Source organism: Nocardia seriolae NBRC 15557 (assembly GCF_007990715.1).
Lineage (GTDB): Bacteria > Actinomycetota > Actinomycetes > Mycobacteriales > Mycobacteriaceae > Nocardia > Nocardia seriolae.
In genome coordinates this window covers 1-21,408 of record NZ_BJWY01000050.1, presented here as the reverse complement: position 1 = coordinate 21,408, position 21,408 = coordinate 1, and the positions used below count along the sequence as shown (strand labels likewise).

19 protein-coding genes are annotated in these 21,408 nt (G+C 69.2%); 13 read left to right on the top strand and 6 right to left on the bottom strand.

The window, feature by feature from the left end; translation table 11 throughout:
- Positions 1–11: 11 nt before the first annotated feature.
- Positions 12–2,387 carry a bifunctional serine/threonine-protein kinase/ABC transporter substrate-binding protein gene (locus NS2_RS38235; protein ID WP_335582323.1) on the top strand — a complete coding sequence of 792 codons (2,376 nt, stop codon included), beginning with the start codon at positions 12–14 and terminating at the stop codon, positions 2,385–2,387.
- Here NS2_RS38235 and NS2_RS17105 read toward each other — a convergent pair.
- Together NS2_RS17105 and NS2_RS17100 are read right to left on the bottom strand one after the other, a co-directional pair.
- The gene (locus tag NS2_RS17105; protein WP_052086550.1) at positions 2,384–3,634 is read right to left on the bottom strand and encodes a hypothetical protein; all 1,251 of its coding nucleotides are present in this window, start codon (positions 3,632–3,634) and stop codon (positions 2,384–2,386) included. The two genes, NS2_RS38235 and NS2_RS17105, sit on opposite strands and share 4 nt — an antisense overlap.
- 68 nt (positions 3,635–3,702) lie before the next feature.
- Entirely contained in the window at positions 3,703–4,683 is a 981-nt protein-coding gene (locus NS2_RS17100; RefSeq protein ID WP_045438001.1) for a LysR family transcriptional regulator, read from the bottom strand.
- Between the two features lie 124 nt (positions 4,684–4,807).
- Between NS2_RS17100 and NS2_RS17095 the strand changes: the two genes are divergently transcribed.
- On the top strand, positions 4,808–6,073 hold the full coding sequence (locus NS2_RS17095; protein ID WP_045438003.1) for an MFS transporter: 1,266 nt from the start codon (positions 4,808–4,810) through the stop codon (positions 6,071–6,073).
- Here the strand turns inward: NS2_RS17095 and NS2_RS17090 are convergent.
- Both NS2_RS17090 and NS2_RS17085 read right to left on the bottom strand, forming a co-directional pair.
- Positions 6,039–6,332, bottom strand: coding sequence for a hypothetical protein (locus NS2_RS17090; RefSeq protein ID WP_033088386.1), 294 nt, complete (start codon positions 6,330–6,332; stop codon positions 6,039–6,041). The genes NS2_RS17095 and NS2_RS17090 overlap by 35 nt on opposite strands.
- 221 nt (positions 6,333–6,553) lie before the next feature.
- Entirely contained in the window at positions 6,554–7,285 is a 732-nt protein-coding gene (locus tag NS2_RS17085; RefSeq protein WP_147207212.1) for a TetR/AcrR family transcriptional regulator, read from the bottom strand.
- A gap of 134 nt (positions 7,286–7,419) precedes the next feature.
- Between NS2_RS17085 and NS2_RS17080 the strand changes: the two genes are divergently transcribed.
- Together NS2_RS17080 and NS2_RS17075 are read left to right on the top strand one after the other, a co-directional pair.
- Entirely contained in the window at positions 7,420–8,373 is a 954-nt protein-coding gene (locus NS2_RS17080) for a daunorubicin resistance protein DrrA family ABC transporter ATP-binding protein (RefSeq protein ID WP_033088384.1), read from the top strand.
- Positions 8,370–9,137: an ABC transporter permease gene (locus tag NS2_RS17075; RefSeq protein WP_033088383.1), complete on the top strand. Its 768-nt coding sequence runs from the start codon at positions 8,370–8,372 to the stop codon at positions 9,135–9,137. The genes NS2_RS17080 and NS2_RS17075 overlap by 4 nt, the downstream gene beginning before the upstream one ends.
- A gap of 73 nt (positions 9,138–9,210) precedes the next feature.
- Here the strand turns inward: NS2_RS17075 and NS2_RS17070 are convergent, their stop codons facing one another.
- The gene (locus NS2_RS17070; protein ID WP_033088411.1) at positions 9,211–10,647 is read right to left on the bottom strand and encodes a DUF1254 domain-containing protein; all 1,437 of its coding nucleotides are present in this window, start codon (positions 10,645–10,647) and stop codon (positions 9,211–9,213) included.
- 472 nt (positions 10,648–11,119) lie between these two features.
- Here NS2_RS17070 and NS2_RS17065 point away from each other — a divergent pair, with 472 nt between their 5' ends.
- The 5 genes from NS2_RS17065 (at position 11,120) to NS2_RS17045 (ending at position 16,298) form a co-directional block, all read left to right on the top strand.
- Positions 11,120–11,974 carry a lysophospholipid acyltransferase family protein gene (locus NS2_RS17065; protein ID WP_052086549.1) on the top strand — a complete coding sequence of 285 codons (855 nt, stop codon included), beginning with the start codon at positions 11,120–11,122 and terminating at the stop codon, positions 11,972–11,974.
- 329 nt (positions 11,975–12,303) lie between these two features.
- Complete coding sequence (locus tag NS2_RS17060) at positions 12,304–13,392, top strand: polyprenyl synthetase family protein (RefSeq protein WP_045438005.1); 1,089 nt, start codon at positions 12,304–12,306, stop codon at positions 13,390–13,392.
- Positions 13,393–13,684: 292 nt separating this feature from the next.
- On the top strand, positions 13,685–14,254 hold the full coding sequence (locus NS2_RS17055; protein ID WP_143161363.1) for a hypothetical protein: 570 nt from the start codon (positions 13,685–13,687) through the stop codon (positions 14,252–14,254).
- Positions 14,251–15,360, top strand: coding sequence for a PrsW family intramembrane metalloprotease (locus NS2_RS17050; protein WP_147207211.1), 1,110 nt, complete (start codon positions 14,251–14,253; stop codon positions 15,358–15,360). The genes NS2_RS17055 and NS2_RS17050 overlap by 4 nt, the downstream gene beginning before the upstream one ends.
- A gap of 59 nt (positions 15,361–15,419) precedes the next feature.
- The gene (locus tag NS2_RS17045) at positions 15,420–16,298 is read left to right on the top strand and encodes a GNAT family N-acetyltransferase (RefSeq protein ID WP_033088381.1); all 879 of its coding nucleotides are present in this window, start codon (positions 15,420–15,422) and stop codon (positions 16,296–16,298) included.
- A 98-nt stretch (positions 16,299–16,396) separates the two neighbouring features.
- On the opposite strand, the gene NS2_RS17040 is transcribed toward NS2_RS17045, so the two are convergent.
- A complete protein-coding gene (locus NS2_RS17040) occupies positions 16,397–17,422 on the bottom strand; it encodes an alpha/beta hydrolase (RefSeq protein ID WP_036551929.1) in 1,026 nt (341 codons plus the stop codon).
- Between the two features lie 240 nt (positions 17,423–17,662).
- On the opposite strand from NS2_RS17040, the gene NS2_RS17035 reads away from it, so the two are divergent.
- The 4 genes from NS2_RS17035 (at position 17,663) to NS2_RS17020 (ending at position 21,365) form a co-directional block, all read left to right on the top strand.
- Positions 17,663–18,112, top strand: a complete 450-nt coding sequence (locus NS2_RS17035; RefSeq protein ID WP_033088379.1) for a helix-turn-helix transcriptional regulator — start codon at positions 17,663–17,665, stop codon at positions 18,110–18,112.
- Positions 18,113–18,117: 5 nt separating this feature from the next.
- Positions 18,118–18,531, top strand: a complete 414-nt coding sequence (locus NS2_RS17030; RefSeq protein WP_033088407.1) for a VOC family protein — start codon at positions 18,118–18,120, stop codon at positions 18,529–18,531.
- 47 nt (positions 18,532–18,578) lie between these two features.
- The gene (locus NS2_RS17025; protein WP_033088406.1) at positions 18,579–20,957 is read left to right on the top strand and encodes an ATP-binding cassette domain-containing protein; all 2,379 of its coding nucleotides are present in this window, start codon (positions 18,579–18,581) and stop codon (positions 20,955–20,957) included.
- Between the two features lie 135 nt (positions 20,958–21,092).
- Positions 21,093–21,365: a hypothetical protein gene (locus NS2_RS17020; RefSeq protein ID WP_143161362.1), complete on the top strand. Its 273-nt coding sequence runs from the start codon at positions 21,093–21,095 to the stop codon at positions 21,363–21,365.
- Positions 21,366–21,408: the final 43 nt, after the last annotated feature.

The window sequence follows — 21,408 nt, the reverse complement described above, 5'->3', positions numbered from 1 at the left end:
GTGGGGGTGGGATGGGGGAGGTTTTTCTCGCCCGGCATCCTCGGTTGCCGCGGCTGGTGGCGGTCAAGCTGCTGGCTCGGGAGTTGGCTTCGCAGGCCGAGACTCGGGCTCGGTTCGAGCGGGAGGCCGAGCTGATCGCGCGGCTGGATCATCCGAATATCGTGACCGTGCACGATCGGGAGGTCGAGGACGGGCGGCTGTGGATCGCCATGCAATACGTGGACGGTGGGGATGCCGCGTCGCTGGATCCGTTCACGTTGTCGCCCGCCGACGCGGTGCATGTCATCGCCGAGACCGCCAAGGCGCTCGACTACGCGCATTCGATGGGTGTGGTGCACCGGGATGTGAAGCCCGCCAATATTCTGCTGACCCGGCCGTCGCCGGGGCGTGAGCAGCGGATTCTATTGACGGACTTCGGGATCGGGCGGCTGCGCGACGATTCGGCGCAGATCACCCGCACCGGCATGCTGGCCGCGACCATCACCTACGCCTCGCCCGAGCAGCTCTCGGGGGCCGCGTCCGATCAGCGCTCGGATCAATATTCCCTGGCGTGCACGCTGTTTCGGCTGCTCACCGGATCGACGCCGTTCCAGGCCGAGACCGTCGCCGCCGTCATCGCGGGCCATCTGCAGCAGCCGGTACCCAGGCTCAGCGACCGCCGCCCGGAACTGCCCGCGGCATTGGACGCGGTGCTCGAGCGCGCCCTGGCCAAGCGTCCCGAAAGCCGATTCGAGTCGTGCCGCGCCTTCGCCGACGCTGCGGCGAAGGCCCTGTCGGAGACCGCCGACTCCACCCTGATGCCGTTCGAGCAGGCACACATCGGGGCCTCGGACACGGCGACCGAGCTGGACACACCGTCCACGCGGGACGTGCCGCCCCGTGTGGACGGGCCGTCCCGGCCGGATGCACCCTCCCGTCTGGATATGCCGCCCCGACCGGATGTGCCGTCTCGACCGGAGGTCCCGTCGCGACTGGATGCACCGCCCGGGGCGGACGCGATCCGCGCGGCGGCCGCCACGCGCCTGCTGGATGCGGCGGGCGGTGAGCCGAGCGTCACCGCGTCCGTGGTGACGACCCCGCCCCTGCCCGACGCCCTCACCGTGGCCGCAACCTCCCGGCGGCGAGTGACCGCGGACCCACGCCGCCGGCGGCGCTGGGTCGCGGCCGGTGCCGCCGCAGTGGCGGTGATGCTCGCGACCGCCGCCGGAATCTTCTGGGCGGCACATGATTCCGGCTCGAATCGGGGAACCCCGCACCCCGCGACCGACAACGGCCCGCAGGCCGCGGTGTATTCCGGATTCGGCCCGCTCACGCAGATCGACCTGCAGGGCAGGCGGGTGAGCGCACCGGTCTCGGTGGAGGACCCGGTCAATGACGGGCGGTTGCCGTGCGCGCCGGTGTCCATCGCGGCGGCGTTGCCGCTCTCGGGGACGGATTCGAATGTGGCGCTCGGCGAACGAGTGCTCGGCGGCGTGAAACTCGCGGTGTCCCAGTTCTTCCGGGGCGGGGCCTGCCCGGTCACCCTGCGGGAGTTCGATACCGGCGGCGATCAGGCCATGGCGGCACAGGTCGCCAAGAAGATCGCCGCGGACAAGTCCATTGTCGCGGTGATCGGCCCCGCGCTCTCGCCGGAGGTGATGGCGGCCGGCAAGACCCTCGACGACGCGGGACTGCCCTTCCTCACCCCGCTGGCGTCGAATCCGATACTCACACAGCTGGGTTGGTCCGGTTTCTTCCGGGGCCTGGCCAACGACAATGTGCAGGGCCCGGCGCTGGGCCGCTACCTGGCGACCACCGCTGGTTTCTCCCGCGTCTGCGTGCTGCGCGACAATGGCGGCGGATTCGAGGACGCCCTGACGCCCGCCGTCATCGACGGTCTGGGCCGCGCCGAGCTGCCGGAGTGCCGACTCAGCATCGGTTCCGGCCGTGACCTGGGCGCGTCCGCCCGGACCGTCGCGGCGGCCCATCCGGATGCGGTGTTCTACTCGGGATATCCGCAGGATGCCTCCGCGCTGCTGACCGAGCTGCGAAAAGCCGGTGTCACAGCGACTTTCGTGCTGGGTGACGGTGACTACGATCCGTCCTTCCGCACCGCCGCCGGGCCGGACGCGGCCGGCACGATCGTGGACTGCTCGTGCGGGCCCGCCACGGACCGCTTCCTCGCCGACTACCGGGCCGACGCCGGTCAGCCGCCGGGCGCGTTCGCCGTCGAGGCGTACGACCTCACCGCAATCGTGTTGCGCGGCATCGTCTCCGGGCATTCCCAGCGCACCGATCTGCGGGACTACCTGCACGGCTATCACGCGGACGGCATCGCGCACTCCTACGGCTGGACCTCCTCCGGCGAGCCCGCCGACCCCCGGGTCTGGCTGTACCGCATCTCCTAGGTTCCGGGCTCGGATCGCCGGCGGCGCAACGCGAGTATCGCGAGTACGGAGCCGACCGCGAGGGCCAGCCCGGCCCAGCCGGTGCGGTTGCCGGTGATATTTTCGGTGCGCACGGATGCGGTTGCGCAACTGTGGTATTCGAGCGTCAGCACGGCCGACGGCAACAGCAGGATGCCGAGCGGCAGCACGATGCCCGGAGCCGTGCGGGTGCGGAACGCGCCGAAGCCGTAACCGGCGAGGGCGGCGATGGCGCAGCTGCCGATCAGCGTCGGCCACGAATCATCCTGTGGGACAGTGGGACCGAGGAGCGCGAACAGCCCGAGGGCGAGCGCGCCGCCGATCGCGGCCGCGGGGACCGGGCGCAGCAGGCCCGCGGCCAGTCCGGCGAGCACGGCGATCAGCATCGGCACGAGTTTCCAATGGGCCTGCGCGCCGACCGCGATGGCGCTGCCGGTGCCCGCGAGCGCCACCGCCAACAGGATCAGGGTGCCGTCGCGGCCCGGCATCAGCAGGGCGGCGAGCACGGCGGCCGCGAGGGTGGCGAGCACACCGGCCACGATGGCTGCCGCGCCGGCGCCGGCGGGTTCGAGCCGTTCGGACACCACGGTAATGGTCGTGATCACGATGGCCGCGGCGAGCACCGGTCCGAACGGGAGGTTCAGGGTGGTCGGATACGCTTCGACCGGCCGTCGCCGGATCAGACAGCATACTGCCAGCAATCCAATGGTGGGGATCGACAGCCAATTCGGCGGCAGATCGTTGAAGGCCCGCTCGAGGATCGACCGGCTGCTCTGATCGGTGGCACTGAACTCGAGGTGATTGCCCACCGCGAGACCGGTCAGCGCCCCGGCCAGGTATCCGATTGCCGGCGGCCGATATTCGAGGGCGGCCGCGCCCGCCGCCCCGAGCAGTACACCCGCCGAGATCGAGTCCACGAAGTTCGCGGTCGTCAGACTCGAGGGGGTGGCGGCGACCAGCAGGTGGTCGGTGGTCAGGAGCAGTGCCGCGACCGCGGCGGTACCCCAGGCCACACGCGGGCTGAAGATGCTCACGCAGACCGCGGCGAGCACGGCGACGACCGCGCCCGCGGCGGTGGCGCGGGGCACCGTGATCGTCAGCAGGGTCGTCTGCAATGCCGAGCCCGCGCTTCCGCAGCCGTTCTCGGCGGGCACGATGAGCGCCAGGCACGCGACCGCGGCGGCGGCGCTCGCGCCGGCCGTGTCGAGGACCTGACGATTTCGCTGCACGGGCTCCCTGGGTCGAAGCGACAAGTCAGTTACCGTTCAGCCACCGTAACAGCGCGCGCGTACCACTCTCACCAGGCATGACGGCGGGCGGCCGAATCGGCCTGACGGCGGGTCGTGGATTCGGCAGCGCGGCGGGTCGAATCGGCGGCGCGGCGGGCCGTCGGATCGACCGGGCGGCGATCCGCCCATTCGGTTGCGAAATCGCGGAAGCGCCGCACCGCTTCGGGCGGGGTGGCGGTGGCGGACCAGACCAGGCCGACATCGCGGGAGGCCCCCGCGTCCGCGAGCGGGACCGCCGAGACCCCCGGCGGCATCGGTTCCTCCAGCGGCGCCAGGCCGAGCCCGAGCCCGGCTGCCACCAGGCCGCACACGGTCACCAGATCGCTGGATTCGAAGGCGATGCGCGGCCGGATCCCCGCCGCCGCGCAGAGCTCGTCGAAGACGCGCCGCATGCCGAAACCCGGGTGCATGGCTATGAATTCGGCGTCGGCGAGTTCGGCCAGGCGGATCTGACGCTGCCCCGCGAGCCGGTGATCGGCCGGAACCACCAGCACCACGGGCTGATTCAGGAGCCTGCGCCAGCCCAGCCCGGGCGCGCCGGGCCGCGGCGACACCAGCGCCAGATCGGCCTCGCCGTCGAGGACCTGCCGGGTGATCACCTCGGCCGCGCCCTGGAACAGCGTGAAATCGATCCGCCCGGAGCCGCGCCGGAATTCGCCGATCAGCTGCGGCACCAGCCCGCCGCCGAAGGAGTGCAGAAACGACAGCCGCACCACGCCCTTGGCCGGATTCACGCGGTCGGCGACCGCCTGCTCGCCCGCGTGCAGTTCGGCGCGGGCGCGGCGGGCGTGCTCGTAGTAGAGCCGCCCGTAGTCATTGAGCCGGATGCGCTTGCCGTGCCGATCGAAAAGCGCCACCCCGAGCCGCTTTTCCAAGCGCGCGAGCATCCGCGAGAGCGTGGGCTGGGCCAGATGCAGCCGCTCGGCGGCAACGCTGACATTCTCCGTTTCGGCGAGTGTGGTGAACCACTCCAGATCCGCGCCGAGCACACCGCCTCCTCGCTATATGCCATCACCGCATGAGACTTCCGATCATCATGCATTTCCGTTCTAAACGCCAACGTCGCACCCTGGATCCCGGCATCCCGACCACCCGATGTCCAGAGAGGATCCTATGATCAGCGTTGCGGGGCTCGCCGCGCCGGACCGATCGGCGTCAGCCCATGAGAAGCGGGTCATCACGGCCCTTTTCGCGGCCGGATTGACCACCTTCGCCGCCATGTACAGCACCCAGTCGCTGTTGCCGAGTCTGTCCGCCGCCTTCGGGGTCGCGCCCGCGCATGCCGCCCTGGCCGTCTCGCTGACCACCGGGTTCCTCGCGCTGGCCATCATTCCGGCCGGGGTGCTGTCGGCGCGGATCGGGCGGACCCGGGTGATGATCGGGTCGGCGGTGCTCGCCTCGGCGCTGGGCCTGCTGTTGCCGCTGGCCCCGACGCTGGACGTGCTGTTGGCGCTGCGGGCCGTGCAGGGGATCGCGCTGGCGGGGGTGCCCGCGGTGGCCATGGCGTATCTGGCCGAGGAGATCGGGTCGGCCGGACTCGGGGCGGCGATGGGCGTCTATATCGCCGGGACGACCATCGGCGGACTGGCGGGCCGGTTGCTTCCGTCGATCGCCCTGGGCATGGCGTCGTGGCGGTGGGCCGAGGTGACGGTGTCCGTCGCGGCGGCGCTGTGCACGGTGTGGTTCGCCCGGATGCTGCCGCCCTCACGCGGATTCACCGCGCGCCCGGCCGGATTGGGCGCGCTGATCGGCGATCTCGGCCGGCAGCTCGGCCATCGGGGCCTGCTCGCGCTCTTCGGCCTGGCGTTCCTGCTGATGGGCAGCTTCGTCTCGGTCTACAACTTCCTCGGCTACCGGCTCACCCACCGCCCGTTCGAATTGCCCGCGGCCCTGGCGGGTTCGGTGTTCGTGCTCTACCTCGCGGGCACCGTCGCGTCCGCGTACGCGGGTCGGCTCGCCGATCGCCGCGGCCACCACCGCATCCTCGTGGCGGCGCTGTCGCTGATGGCCCTGGGCGCGCTCATCACCATCCCGGACCGTCTGGGCACGGTGCTGATCGGCGTTCTGCTGTTCACGACCGGGTTCTTCGGGGCGCACACGGTGGCCAGCGCCTGGGTGGGCGCGCTGGCCGAAAACCGCGGCGCGGCATCGTCTCTCTACATGTTCGCGTACTACCTGGGCAGCGCGGTGGTCGGCAGCGTTACCGGGATCGCCTACGCCGCGGACGGCTGGGTCGGCCTGATGGCCTGTGTAGCAGTCCTTTTCGTGATCGCCGCGCTACTGGCGGCGTCGCTGACAGGTACCGGCCGCCCGGCCTCGGCCGGTGCCGATCGACCGGTGTCGGTCAGTGTTGATCGACAGGCGTCGGCTCGGGGTTGAGCGCGGGTTCCGCGTCGGTGTCGGCGCACGCCGGGTTGGGGCTGTCCTCGGTGATCTCGGTGCAGGCGGGCAGCGTGGCCGCGATGTCGGCGTGCACCCGGACGGTGACCGCGGGGACCGGACCGGCCGGGCCCGCCACGGCGGGCATCGCACCGTAGACGAAAGCCGCTGTGAGCCCGGCCAATACGAGGACCATGGCCCCGGCCGCCAAGGTGGGACGGGCGCTGGTGGAAATGCGGGGGAAGGCGACAATGGCCATGATTCGTCCCTCACCTTCTCGAGTCATGACGTCGATGCGTCTATCTCCATCGCGTCTTACGCGAGCCGGGGTCCGCACCTGCTGTGCGGCCTCATGGGGCAATGTTCGGATCTCACCGTGGCCCGGTCAAGCAGTTGCGGTCGCGTTAGCACGATGTTTACGCCCGCTTGACATATCGGCCGATCCCCTTCCCGCCCAGGCCGATCCGGGTGGGACGCGGATCACTTTTCGGCGCAGCCGTCGATGAAGACTTGATAACCATCCAGCAGCCGGGCCAGGGCGAAACCGAAATCGGCTTCCTCCCAGTGCATGTCGTCACCGTCGAAGGCGCGGTTGGTCAGCGCGCCGGTAACTGCGGGGAAGCGCTCGGGATCCAGGACGGCGGCGAGGATGGCCGCGTAGTCGTGGTCCTTGTCCTCGGGCTGGATGGTGTCGCGCAGGAAGCGGGTGCGGCCGATGACATAGATCGAAAGATTCATCAGCAGTTGGAGTCTGAGCGACTCCGGGATCGGCAAGGTGGACAGCGCGGTCATACCGGCCTCGAGCCAGGCCATATTGTTGGGGCCGATCGGGGGCGAGGTCATGGGGATGTCGAGCCACCAGTCGTGGGCGCGGATGGCGTGGAATTCGGCCCAGGCCCAGGCTTCCAGCGCGCCGCGCCAGTCGTCGGCGGGTAGGTCGGGCGGGGTGTCGCAGATGCGGTCGTGCAGCAGCTCGACCAGGGTGTCCTTGCTGTCGACATAGCGGTAGAGCGACATGGTGGTGAAACCCAGCTCCTTGGCGACGCGGGCCATGGACAGCGCGGCGTAACCCTCGGCGTCGGCGACCGCCACGGCGGTGTCGAGGATCTGGTCCAGGCTCAGCCCGCGCTTGGGCCCGCGACTGCCCGCGCTGTCCAGATCCCACAGCAACTGCACCGACTTGGGCAGGACTCGCACATCGGGCCGCTTCATCTGACCTCCCACTTCCGCTGACGTCGTGGCGCGTCTTTCCGACCTCTATCTTGCGCCATCGCCTAAACTGTGTACTCTATAAACAGAGTGTAGCTCGTACACAGTTTCTGAAATCCATTCGATTCGGGGTTCCCATGGCGACATCAGGACCCGCCCTGGCCATCGAGGTCGGCGGGCTCAGCAAATCCTTCGGCGACCAGCCGGTGCTGCGCGGCATCGACGTGAGCGTGCCCGCCGGCACGGTCTTCGCCCTGCTCGGGCCGAACGGCGCGGGCAAGACCACCGTGGTCCGCATCCTCACCACGCTGAACCGGCCCGATGGGGGAGAGGTGCGGGTGGGCGGCCACGATCCGGTGCGGGAGCCGGATGCGGTCCGCGCGCTCATCGGGGTCACCGGGCAGTTCGCCGCGGTCGACGAGATCCTCACCGGCGCGGAGAATCTGCGGCTCATGGGGCGGCTGCTACATCTGGGCTCCCGCGAAACCGGCAGGCGCACAGCGCGATTGCTCGAGCAGTTCGAGCTCACCGACGCCGCGGACAAGCGCGCGGGCTCCTATTCGGGCGGCATGCGCCGCCGCCTGGACATCGCCATGAGCCTGATGGGCCGGCCGCGCATCGTCTTTCTCGACGAGCCCACCACCGGCCTGGATCCGCGCAGCCGCCGCGAACTGTGGCGGGTGATCCGGGAGCTGGTCGCCACCGGCGTGACCATCTTCCTCACCACCCAGTACCTGGAGGAGGCCGATCAATTGGCCGACCGCATCGCGGTGCTCGACGGTGGCCGCATCGTCGCCGAGGGCAGCGCGGCCGAACTCAAGCGACTGGTGCCCGGCGGTCACATCCGGCTCGGCTTCGCCGACGAGGACGGCCTGGTCGCCGCCGCGCGGGCGATCCCGGCGGCCGAGCTGGACGTGGAAGCGCTGGCGCTCCAGGTGCCCTCGGACGGCAGCGTCGGCGAGATCCGCAAGCTGCTCGACCATTTCGACGATCACGCCGTCTCCATCGGCCAATTGTCCATCCACACAACCGATCTCGACGATGTCTTCTTCGCCCTGACCGGCGCTACCACGAAAGAGGCCGTGCGATGAGCACTCTCACCCATGCCGCCCAGGATTCGATGTCCATGGTCGGCCGCAATCTGCGCCACACCCTGCGCAGCCCGGACACCATGATCATGACGGTCGCCATCCCGGTGTCCATCCTGCTCATGTTCGTCTACGTCTTCGGCGGCGCGATGAACGTCGGCGGCTCCTACATCGACTACGTGGTGCCCGGAATCCTGTTGCTGTGCGCGGGTTTCGGCTCCGGCGCCACCGCGGTGGCGGTGGCCACCGACGTGAGCACCGGCATCATCGACCGCTTCCGCGCCATGGCCGTGTCCCGCACCTCGGTGCTGACCGGGCATGTGCTCGAGAGCGTGCTGCGCAACCTGATCACCACCACCCTGGTGATCGCGGTCGCCGTCGCCATCGGCTTCCGGCCGACCACCGACCCGCTGCGCTGGCTCGCGGTGGCGGGCCTGATCGCACTGTTCGTGTTCGCCCTGTCCTGGCTGGCCGCGGCCCTGGGCGTGCTGGTCGCGAATCCCGAGGCGGCCAACGGTTTCACCTTCATCTTCATGTTCCTGCCCTACGTGAGCAGCGCTTTCGTCCCGGTCCACACCCTGCCCAGCTGGCTACGCGGCTTCGCCGACCACCAGCCGGTCACCTCGATCGCCGAAACGGTGCGCGGTCTGCTCATGGATACCCCGGCGGGGGATTTCGCGCCGACGGCGGTGGCGTGGTGCGTGGGCATCGCCGTGACCGGATACCTGGCGGCAACCGTGCTGTCCCGCCGCATCGCCCGAGCCTGAGATATTCATACGCCGATATGCGCATCATGACATGTTTGTTCCGGATGTCGGATTCGCCGGACCCGCGGCGAGGTCAGCTCGCTGGTTGGGTGATGAGCCGCGGCGGCTGCCAGGTGCCGTCGAGGGCCTCCGGTTTGGGGGCGTACAGCCGCAGGGTGAGCGAGAACCGGCCGGCGGCCGGGATGGGGAGCCAATTGCCCTTGGGCACGGCCGGTCCCGGGTCGTCGTGTTGGACGGCGAACTCGACCGAACCGTCGGGGCCGGGCACGATGGGCACGGCGTGGCCGACCGAGTAGATATCGGCGTCGTTCTGGACCAGGTAGCTCTCAGCGGTGTAGGCGGTCAGCGACCAGAAGGCGTCGGCGGGTGGGAGTTGCCCGGCCGGGAACTTCAGGCGGAATCGGCGTGGCGTTCCCCTGTCGTCGGCGTTCTCGGACACGGTGGGGTACAGCGCGTCTCGCGAGAGGGTCGCCCCCAGGGCGGTATCGGCGACATTGGCGCGCAACAGGTAGTCGATGCCGTACGCGCCGAGATTGGTGGCGAACTTCCAGCCGTTGACGTCCTTGCCCTCGGGGTCGCGGTAGGTGACGATCCGGTGCCGCGCGTCCTTGATCCCCGCGGCCAGCGGCTCGGCGGGCTGTGCGTCCACATTGCCGCCGGGCGTGATACCGATGGCGGCAATGCGTTTCATCATCGGATCGTCCGCGGGCGCGGGCGGGTTCACGGCCAGCACCGCGCACAGGCGGTTGAAGAAGGTCTTGGCGTCCATGGCCGAAATCTGATCGGCCGGCGGATCGCCCTGCGGCCGCGGCAAACTCTCGGACGGGGTCCGGGTGCCCGCGATCCAGGCGCTCAGCGGCACCAGCCGCAATTGCTGCTGGAGGGTGTGCACCGCCGGGAGGTCGTCCTCGCCGTTGACCTGGATGCGTCCGATCAGCCACGCGGTCGGAGTCGGCACGGACAGCCGGGTGAGGTTGCCGGGCAGCGGGCCCGACCATTCCGGCCCGGTGATGACGTAGGTGAACGGCGGCGACGACTGCTGTTCGGCCGGTTGCGGATCGGTGCTGCTGGGGTCGGCAACGGTATTCGACCAGGCATCCATTATCTGCATGAGCCAGTACCGCCCGCCGGGCATGGCGGGCGCCTGCAAGACCATCGGTTCGGGGCCGAGGTCGAGCCAGGCGCTGGAGTAGAGGGTGTCCAGGTTCATGCGCACCACCGCGCGATCGCTGCTGGTGGGCAGATTCTGGGCGTGATAGAAGCGGTTGGCCGCGGCGGCGGTGGTGCGGGTGATGTCCATCAGGACCAGCGGGTAGCCGAAGACGCAGGCGTCGGCGGCGATGGCCCGTGGGTCGTCCGGATCGACGGTGGCGCTCGGGCTCGCGGTCGACCCTGACCTCGGGGATTGCGAGCAGCCCGGCAATCCGGCGGTGATCACGGCCGCGGCGGCCAGGCCGAGCAGCGACCGCCGGTTGAGTGGATGGTCGGACTCGTTGTCGCGCACACGCATTCCCTTCGCCACAGTGACCATGGAGGAGCGGGAGGATCGTGATGCAAACAGGCCGATGCTATCGCCGTTGTCGGAGCACCGCGAAGAGCAACGCCGCGGGGGCGAGCAGCAGGATGGCCGATTCCACCCGCGCCCGCGGGCAAGGAAATCGGCCATCCTAGGCAGAAGCCCGCGCGTCGGAGCCGGGAAGGCGCGATGAATGTTGGGTTTCGCACACTTCCTAACAAGCAAACGCTTGTGTTGATACCGTTGATAGTGCGGGAGGACGGTGACGGGCATCTGTCGCAACGCAGCGACGTCCGCACACTGAACCGGACCGCGCGTGCGCGGCCGTCGGAGCTATCAATGGGGATGTGACCCGGGGGCAATTCAATTCGGCTCGACGTTGATTCGACAGCATGTTGATTCGACAGCGTCGTGAGGTGTCGTTGCGTGCCGCCCGTCCCCGGCAATACAACGACAGGAATGGCTCATGACCGACACCGAAACCACGGTTATCCCCGACCCGAACCACCCGCTCATGCCGCTGGCCCGGGCCTACACCGATTACTTCACCCCGACCGTCACCGGTCTGGAGAATCTGCCCGCGTCCGGCCCGGCCCTGGTCATCGGCAATCACTCGTCCATCTACTGGGCCCCCGAGGTGTGGATCACCTTCATGGCCATGCTGGACCGCCGCCCCGACGAACCCAGCTACGGCGTCGCGCACGACATCCTTTTGCGCGCACCGCTGCTCGGCGACAGCCTGCGCCGGTTCGGCGTCATCCCGGCCTCGCGTGAGGCCGCCGCCAAGGGGCTCAAGGACGGCGGCGCGGTCATGGTCTACCCGGGCGGCGACTGGGAGGCGTGCCGCCCGTGGACCGATCGCGGCAAGATCGACTTCGCCGACCGCAAGGGCTTCATCCGCCTCGCCCTCGAACTGGGCGTCCCGGTGATTCCCGCGGTCGCCAACGGCGGCCACGACTCCATCTTCGTGCTCAGCCGCGGCGAGCGCACCGCGCGCCTGCTGCAGCTGGACAAGCTGGTCCGCGCCAAGGTGTTTCCCTACACGCTGGGCCTGCCCTTCGGCATCGCCCCGATCCTGCCGCAGATTCCGCTGCCCGCCTCGGTGACGGTCAGCTTCCTGCCCGCCCTGGACTGGTCCACCCAGCCGGGCGACCCCGAGGACGCGGGTCTGGTGGACGGCTACTACACCGAGACCGTCGACACCATGCAGGCGGAGCTGGACCGGCTGCGCGCCGAAACGCCCAACCCGGTGGTGGCGGGGTTGAAGAAGCATGTCGCCGGACTGCCGGGACCGCTGAAGGGTTTGGCCGACCTGCTGTAGGGCCCGGTAGCAATCGGCCGATCCGCTGTGGGGGACAGCGGAGTTCGTCATCGAGCCAGCTGCGCGTGCCGCGTGCGGGACGATCCCGCGCGCGGCATTCGCGTCCGAACCGGCGAACCGTCGGCGGCCGATGCTGAGCGGTAGCGCTTTACCGCCGGCGACAACCCGTATTACACTTTTCTCGGTTCAAGTTGTGTTCTGCTCATTGGCTGAGGACTAACGGGATTGGGACTGCGCACTCCGTCGCAGCATTGAAACATATTGGTGCACAACCATTTCGGCTGCGTTTCGGTCTTATCCAGATGCTGAAACCCTGAAAGAGGCGTCCCATGACCGTGACCGCCTTCATTCCCCCTGCCCACCGCCCCGCCGAGATACTCGCCCGGGCCCGCACCGCGCTCGAACCGGCCCTGCGCGATGCCGTGCTCGACCTGCCGGATCCCCTGTGGCGCATGGCCGGATACCACTTCGGCTGGTGCGACACCAACGGCGCGCCCACCCACGCCGGGTCCGGCAAGATGCTGCGCCCCGCCCTCGTCGGCGCGGCCGCCCTCGCCTGCAACGGATTTCCCGCGGAGACGGTGGACCCTCCCACGGAACCGGCGGGCAATTCCGCACCGGCGGTGTGCAATTCCTCGGAGACGACGGCCGTGGCCGCCGCGGTGGAACTGGTCCACAACTTCACCGTGATCCACGACGACGTCATGGACGCCGACACCGTGCGCCATGGCCGCCCCACCGTCTGGCGGGTGTGGGGCGTCCCGCGAGCCGTGCTGCTCGGCGATGCCCTGCACGCACTGGCGATGAATGTCCTTGCGGCTCAACTACCCCCGGCCACCGCCACCGCCGCCATCGAGCGATTGTCGGCCGCGGTGGCCGAGATGTGCCGGGGCCAGCACGAGGACTGCCACGTCGACGCGGCCGCGGCCACCCGCGCCGGCTGGGAGCGCATGGCCATGGGCAAGACCGGCGCGCTGCTCGGCTGCGCCTGTGCGCTGGGCGCGCTGAGTGCGGGCGCGGACGCCGAAACCATCGGCGGCTTGGAACATTTCGGCCGGAACCTCGGTGTCGCCTTCCAAGCCGTCGACGATGTCCTCGGCATCTGGGGCGATCCGGCCCGCAGTGGCAAACCCACCGGGGACCTGGCCCGGCGCAAGCGGTCGCTGCCGATCGTGCTGGCCCTGGAATCCGATACCGACGCCGGGCGCGCGCTGGCGGGGCTGTACCGCGGCACCGAACCACTGTCACCGGAGGCCATCTCGCGCGCCGCGGCGCTGGTCGAGGCGGCGGGCGGCCGGAGCGGGGCCGAGCGGCTGGCCCGGCGCCGGGTCCGCGCGGGCGTCGCCGCACTCCCCGACCTGCCCGCCCGCGGCGACCTGCTCACCCTCGCACACCTGGTCACCCATCGGAGCAGATGACCGGATCACCGACCCGCCGGGACGTGGACGCCACGCACCGGCGGCTCGGGCCACCGGCCGCGAAATCCGGTCCGCCGCCGCGTCGCCGCCGTCCGATCCGGCCGTGATCTCGGTTGCCGCGGGCCGGGTCACGCCCTGGCTCCGGCCCGGCGCTGCGGACGCCGTCCCGCGGGCCGGTGTGGTTAACTCGCGGCAAAGCGTCAGGTGGGCGGCTGTCCGGGTTTCGGTGCGGGCGGTCGGAACGCCGCCGTGTCCCCCGGATGTTGCATCAGGGAGCCGAGAGGTGGAAAGCATGGTGCGCCTTGTGCATTCGGTAGGGCCCGCGGTCGGGGCGGTGGGGGCGCTGACGGTCGCCCTGGTGGCGCCACCACTGCTGTCGGCGGCGGTGCCGACGCGGGAGACCGAGGTGGCGACGGGAACCGGTATCACGCTGACCGCGACCGGGGTCGGGGCCGTGCACGGCGGCACCGATCCGTCCAACGCGGTGGTGTTCCGGGTGCCCGAGCAGATGCGGCGGGTGGCCACCGGCGACGAATCGATCGCGGTGCTGAAATCCGATATCGGCGAACAGCGGCTGTCGGTGTCGGTGACCGACGGGATCACCGACTTCGCCACGGCCGCACCGCGACTGCTGCTGCCGCTGCGCGCGGCCGGGGTCGCCGTGCGATTCGACGGGGGAGTGGTGGACGCGGGCGAGTTCCACTGGCTCACCTGCGTGCTGCCAGATACCGCGGGCGGGGTGTGCGCGGTGGCCGTCAGCGGCGATGTGGCCGTGACCGTGACGGTCACCGGCCCGACCCGGGAGGCCGGATACCGCATGATCTCCGACGTGCTGAACTCGAGCAAGGCGGTCGCGCTATGAGCTGGTTCCAGCCGCGCTCGCTGTTGTTCTGGGTGTATTGCCTCGCGGTGCTGGTCGGGCCGATCATGTTCCTGCTGCAGGCCGCCGGGCAGGTGTGGTTCGCGGGTGCGGCCGCGCTGGCCGCGCTGCCCATCACCGCGCTGACCCTGCTGGTGATCGGGCGAATCATCTTCGCGCTGGACCCCTTCCGGGCCCGCCGCCGCCTGGTCGCGCCCATGGTCATGGGCGCGATCTGGGGCGCGACGGTGTGGACCGGGCTGGCCATGTGGGCCAATGACCACCTCAGCCGGGCCATCACCAACGCCTTCGGCGACCACTTCGCCGTCAGCTGGAGCGCCGCCATCACCGCGCCCATCGACGAGGAGTACATCAAGGCCATCGGAATCGCGGTGGTGGCCGTGCTGTTCCGGGCTCGGCTCACCCGGCCCATGCACGGGCTGCTGCTGGGCGCGTCGGTCGGGCTGGGCGCGCAGATCGCCGAGGACTGCCTCTACAGCACCCAGACCGCACTGACCTCGCCGCAGGATCCGGTGGTCGACGTGCTGCTGGTGGCGGTGCTGCGGCTGATCACCGCGCTCACCTCGCACTGGGCCATGTCGGCGCTGGCCGGTGTCGGCATCGTGCTGCTGCTCATCCGCACCGACCGGTCCCGGGGTGGGCGGCTGGGCGTTTTCGCGCTGTTCTACGCGCTGGCGTTCACCATGCACTTCCTCTTCGACGCCCCGCGCCCGCCCGGCCCGGCCCTGCTGTCGACCTACCTGCCGATCCTCATCGATCTGGTCATCTTCGCCATCGCCTACGCGTGGGTGCTGTCCACCGAGCGGCACTGGTTCCGCGGCCTGATCGAGCGCCCGGCGGCCCGCGCCATCGGAACCGAGGCCGGATTGGCGCCGCTGCTCACCTATCACCGGCGGCGCAAAGCCCGTGCCGCCCTGCGGCAGTCGACCGGATGGACGCGCAAACAGGCCGCGCTCTACGAACGCGGGCTGCTGTACCGGGTCACCGACCTGGATCTGGCTTCGCCGGAGCAAACCGCGGTGCCGACTGGATTCGGCCCCGGCTCGGGCGGTGTCCCCGACGGTGCCGGTGCCCGATTCGGCTGGTAGTGCAATTTCTGCGTGCCGATGACCAGTGCCTAATGAACTGGACGCTAGCGTAGGTCGCTATGAGCGAGGGTCAGACGCCGCCGGAGGAGTCCGCGGACGCGCGTGCCGGTGAGCTATTGGAGCGCCGTCAGCAAGCCCTGTGCAACTATCTCGATGCGAGTGCCGACATCGCCGCCACCCGTATTCGAGCCAATCTGTCCGGCTGGCATCGCTGGCTGCTGCGGGTCCCCGGCTCCCCGGTGGCCCGCGCCACCGCCCGCCGCGACGCGCTGGTGCGCGAGCTGGCCGTGCACGGCGTCGGGGCCGACGATCACCGCTGGGGCATGATGTCGGGCGCGTACATCCGCAGCCTCGGCAAGGCCCTGTGCCTCGAGGACACCCTCACCGACCTGGCCCTGCGCTACGGGCTCAACGCCGCGTCCTGGACCCGCCGTCTGCAAACCCTCGCCCAGGCCGCCGCACTGGCCCGCCCGCTCGCCGCCACCGGCGACCGCGCCGTCGTCGCCGACCTCACCGAGGAACTCCTCGATCTGGCCCGCAATGCCCCCGACGAGGCCGCGCGCCAACAACTCTCCGAGCACCTACCCGGGGTGCTGAGACCCGTGCCCTTCGATATCGAGGCCCTGCGCCGCTCGGATCCGCTGGTCGAGGTGGTCTTCGACATCTACGCCGACACCGTCAAACTCGACAACATCACGGTGCATCCGGAATTGCGCGGCACCGGCCTGGGCACCGCGGTCCTGCAACACCTCTGCCGCGCCGCCGACGCCCACCACCTCTACATCGTGGGCCAGCTCGTCCCCACCTTCCGCGACGACGATTCCGCGGTCCCCATCCTGGCCCGGTGGTGCCGCCGCCACGGCTTCGCCGTCAACGAGCGCCTCGGCGGCCGCATCGCCCGCACCCCCTTCAGCGTCCCGGATCCGGCCACCCGCTGATTCCGGCCGAAAACACGCCGGAATGACGCGAGCGCCGCAATACCGAGGACGGCATTGCGGCGCTCGCGAAGCCATTGCGGCGCTTCTGAAAGTCGGCGTCAGGCGGAGATGCCCATGCCCGCGGCCAGCATCGGCCACGAGTTGTGCAGCGCGTTCTCCCAGTACGGCCAGTAGTGGGTGCCGACCGGATCGAACTGGTAGGTGGCCGGGATGGCGATCGAGTCCAGCTTGTTCTTGAGGTTGTGGGTGCAGGCGTCCACCCCGCCCTCGATGATCATGCCCAGCGCCAGGTTGATGTCACCCTGCGGGCCGGGCGCGGACTTGGTGTAGTACTCCACGTCCTTGAGCAGCGGGATGCCGCTGCCGCTGGAGATGTAGAGGTTGGTGCCGCGCAGCTTCTCGGCGTTGATGACCGGGTCGTTGGCCACCCACAGCGGGCTGTCGTCGGGACCGTACATGTTCTCGGTCTTGCCGCCCGCCCAGGTCTCCACCGCGAACTTGAGGAACTGCTTGCCCATCGGGTCGGCGATCTGCGCGCAGCCGCTGTACGCGGCCACCGACTTCCACAGGCCGGGCTTGGCCTCGGCCAGCTGCAGCACCGAGGTGCCCGAGGTGGACAGGCCGGCCAGCGAGTTCAGGCCGGTCGAGCCCAGGGTGGCGTCCAGCAGCGGCGGCAGTTCCTCGGTGAAGAACGTCGTCCACTTGTTGCGCCCGAGCTGCGGGTCGTCCTTGAGCCAGTCGGCGTAGTAGCTGCCGCGGCCGCCGATCGGCTGGATCACATTGACCTGCTTGTCGGCCAGGAAGCCGAGGGCGTTGGTCTGGGCGTTCCAGCTGGCGGTGCCCAGACCGCCGTCGAGGCCGTTGAGCATCCACAGGTTCGGCGCGGGCTGCGACTCGTCGACCGGACGCTGCACGTCCACCGGGATGTCCTGGCCCATGGCCGCGGAGTAGACCTTCAGATGCCAGGTCCGCCCCTCTTTCTGGACGGAGGTGACGGCCGAGGGCTTGGCGGCGTCCGGGTCCGCCGAGCCGGTGCCCGCGGCCAGCGTCACCGACAGGGCCGCGGTGACGGCGAGGGCGGCGGTCCGCAGGGCGGTTCTATTACGTAGTGCAGAGAGCTTCATCGAAACAGCGGTTCCAGTCCTCGGGCCACGCTCGGCCGGGTTGTCGGCAGCGGTCGGAGCGATTGTCGGTAGCGGTCACAGGGTCAGTGGTGGTCGAGTTTCCCGGACGAACCGGTCTCCCCGAATCACTATGTCTCAGGTCTAGGCAAAACTGTTACCTGACAGAACGATTGAACGGTAGCCCGAAAACCCCGGGCACGCCGTCGAGACGGTGTCGGACCTGCGTGCGACCATCGAGGGGTGACCGCCAAACCCGCCGAGGAACAGCGTCTGAGCGATCTCGCGCGGCTGCGGCGCGTGCGCGATCGCATCGATCGGGAGTATGCACAGCCACTGGACGTGGAGGCGCTCGCGCGCGACGCGCATATCTCGGCGGGGCATCTGAGCAGGCAGTTCAAGGCCGCCTACGGGGAATCGGTGTACGCGTACCTGATGACCCGGCGCATCGAGCGCGCGATGGCGCTGCTGCGCATCGGGGAACTGAGCGTCACGGATGTCTGCTTCGCGGTGGGTTGTTCCTCACTGGGCACCTTCAGCACCCGTTTCACCGAACTGGTCGGCATGCCGCCGAGCGTCTACAAGCAGCGGATGGCCGACGCCCCCGAGGGCATGCCCTCGTGCGTGGAGAAAACGATCACCAGACCGATCAGGAATCGAGAAGCCCCGGCAAGTGCCCCGCAAATAGCGTGATCGGCATGGACATCACCATCAACGCGAGCTTCCTCCCGCACAATGACGCCGACGCCGCCCTGGCCTTCTACCGCGACGCGCTCGGCTTCGAACTCCGCAAGGATGTCGGCTACAACGGGCTGCGCTGGCTGACGGTCGGCCCGGTCGATCAGCCCTCGACGTCCATCGTGCTGCACCCGCCGGCCGTGGATCCGGGCATCACCGAGGACGAGCGCAAGCTCATCGTCGAGATGATGGCCAAGGGGACCTACGGCGGAATCCTGCTGGCCACCAAGGACGTCGACGCCACCTTCGAGCAGTTGCAGGACAGCGACGTGGTGGAGATCGTGCAGGAGCCGACCGACCAGCCCTACGGCGTGCGCGACTTCGCCGTGCGCGACCCCGCGGGCAACCTCGTCCGCATCCAGCAGCTCGCCTGACCTTCGCGCCACCCCGACCGGAACGCCCGAGATAGATGGAGAACCGCATGGCCCGCAAGTCCGCGCCGAACGCCCTGCCCGCCGCCGACAGCCACGACCTGATTCGCGTGGTCGGGGCGCGGGTGAACAACCTCAAGGACGTCTCGGTCGACCTGCCCAAGCGGCGGCTCACCGTCTTCACCGGCGTCTCCGGTTCGGGGAAGAGCTCGCTGGTGTTCGACACCATCGCCGCGGAATCGCAGCGGCTGATCAACGAGACCTACAGCACCTTCGTGCAGGGCTTCATGCCCAATCTGGCCCGGCCCGAGGTCGACGTGCTGGAGGGCCTGACCACCGCGATCAGCGTGGATCAGCAGCGCATGGGCGGGGATCCGCGCTCCACGGTCGGCACCGCCACCGACGCCATGGCCATGCTGCGCATCCTGTTCAGCCGGCTCGGCAAGCCGCACATCGGCTCGCCGCAGGCGTTCTCGTTCAATGTCGCCTCGATCAGCGGGGCGGGTGCGGTGACCGTGGAGAAGGGCGGCAAGCAGGTCAAGGAACGCCGCGAGTTCAGCATCACCGGCGGCATGTGCCCGCGCTGCGAGGGGCGCGGTGCGGTCAACGACATCGATCTGACTCAGCTCTACGACGATTCCAAGTCGCTCAACGAGGGCCCGTTCACCATTCCCGGCTACAGCATGGACGGCTGGTACGGGCGGATCTTCATCGGCAGCGGGTTCTTCGACCCGGACAAGCCGATCAAGAAGTACAACAAGCGCGAGATCGCGGATCTGCTCTACAAGGAACCGACCAAGATCAAGGTCGAGGGCATCAACCTGACCTACGAGGGGCTCATCCCCAAGATCCGCAAATCCATGCTGTCCAAGGACATCGACTCGCTGCAGCCGCACGTGCGCGCCTTCGTGGAGCGGGCGGTGACCTTCCAGGTCTGCCCGGAGTGCCACGGCACCCGGCTGTCCGAGCTGGCGCGGTCCTCGAAGATCAAGAAGATCAGCATCGCCGACGCCTGCGCCATGCAGATCAGCGATCTGGCCGCGTGGGCGCGCGAGCTGCGCGAGCCGTCGATGGGCCCGTTGCTCGAGGCGCTGCAGGGGGTGCTCGACGCGTTCGTGGAGATCGGTCTCGGATACCTGAGCCTGGATCGGGCGTCGAGCACGCTGTCGGGCGGAGAAGCCCAGCGCGTCAAGATGATCCGGCATCTCGGGTCGGCGCTCACCGATGTCACCTACGTGTTCGACGAGCCCACCGTGGGACTGCACCCGCACGACATCGCACGCATGAACGATCTGCTGCTGCGATTGCGGGACAAGGGCAACACGGTGCTGGTCGTGGAACACAAACCCGAGACCATCGCCATCGCCGACCACATCGTCGACCTCGGCCCGGGCGCGGGATCCGGCGGCGGCGCCATCTGCTTCGAGGGCACCGTGGACGGGCTGCGCACCAGCGGGACCATCACCGGCCGCCACTTCGACGATCGCGCCGCGCTCAAGGACTCGGTGCGCAAGCCCAAGGGCGCGTTGGAGATTCGCGGCGCCGACGCCAACAATCTGCAGAAGGTGGACGTCGACGTGCCGCTCGGCGTGCTGACGGTCATCACCGGGGTGGCGAGCTCGGGCAAGAGTTCGCTGGTGCACGGGTCGATTCCGGCGGGCGAGAACGTGGTCTCCATCGATCAGGGCGCGATTCGCGGTTCGCGGCGCAGCAATCCGGCCACCTACACCGGGCTGCTGGATCCCATCCGCAAGGCCTTCGCCAAGGCCAACGGCGTGAAACCCGCACTGTTCAGCGCGAATTCGGAGGGCGCGTGCCCGGCCTGCAACGGCGCGGGCGTGATCTACAGCGATCTGGCCATCATGGCCGGTGTCGCCACGGTCTGTGAGGAGTGCGAGGGCAAGCGGTTCCAGGCGGCGGTGCTCGAGTACAAGCTCGGCGGGCGCGATATCAGCGAGGTGCTGGCCATGCCGGTCGACGAGGCGCTGGGCTACTTCGACACGGGCGAGTCGAAAATCCCTGCCGCGCACAAGATCGTGGGGCACCTGTCGGAGGTCGGCCTCGGGTATCTGAGCCTGGGGCAGCCGCTGACCACGCTGTCCGGCGGTGAGCGACAGCGGTTGAAGCTGGCCACGCATATGGGGGAGAAGGGCGGGATCTACGTCCTCGACGAACCGACCACCGGTCTGCACCTGGCGGATGTGGAGAATCTGCTCGGATTGCTCGACCGCCTGGTCGAATCCGGCAAATCAGTCATCGTTATCGAGCACCACCAGGCCGTGATGGCGCACGCCGACTGGATCATCGACCTGGGACCCGGTGCCGGTCACGACGGCGGCCGGATCGTCTTCGAGGGCACGCCCGCCGATCTGGTGGCCGCCCGCTCCACGCTCACCGGCGAGCACCTGGCCGCGTATGTCGGTAGGTGAGAACGGAATACATCGGACATACCGGTAAAAATGACCGGTTATCTGCGTAAATAGCATATAGCTATTGATTGGGTCGGAGCGTACTCTGGGCCGTCGAGTGTCCACGCCCGTACGTACTCACGATTGGGGTTCCCGGTGCCTCCGACTCCCGGATTCGATTGGAGCAGTGCCTTTTTCGGCCCGCTGTCCGGCCCGCCGCTGGGCACCGTCCTGATGGGTGACGACGGCACCATCCTGGTCACCGTCCGCCGCCAGAACTGGGCGGTGGCCTGGATCAGCGGCGGACTGGTGATCCTGCTCGCGATCGGGCTCGCCTTCCTGATCGCCCACGCGAAATTCCATGAGCCGAAACCCATCCCGCCTGCCCCCGTCGCGAATTGCCAGCCCTTCTGCTCCGCCGTGCCCTAGCCCAGCCGCGACGTCGGACCCCTGACGATACTGTGCCAAACCC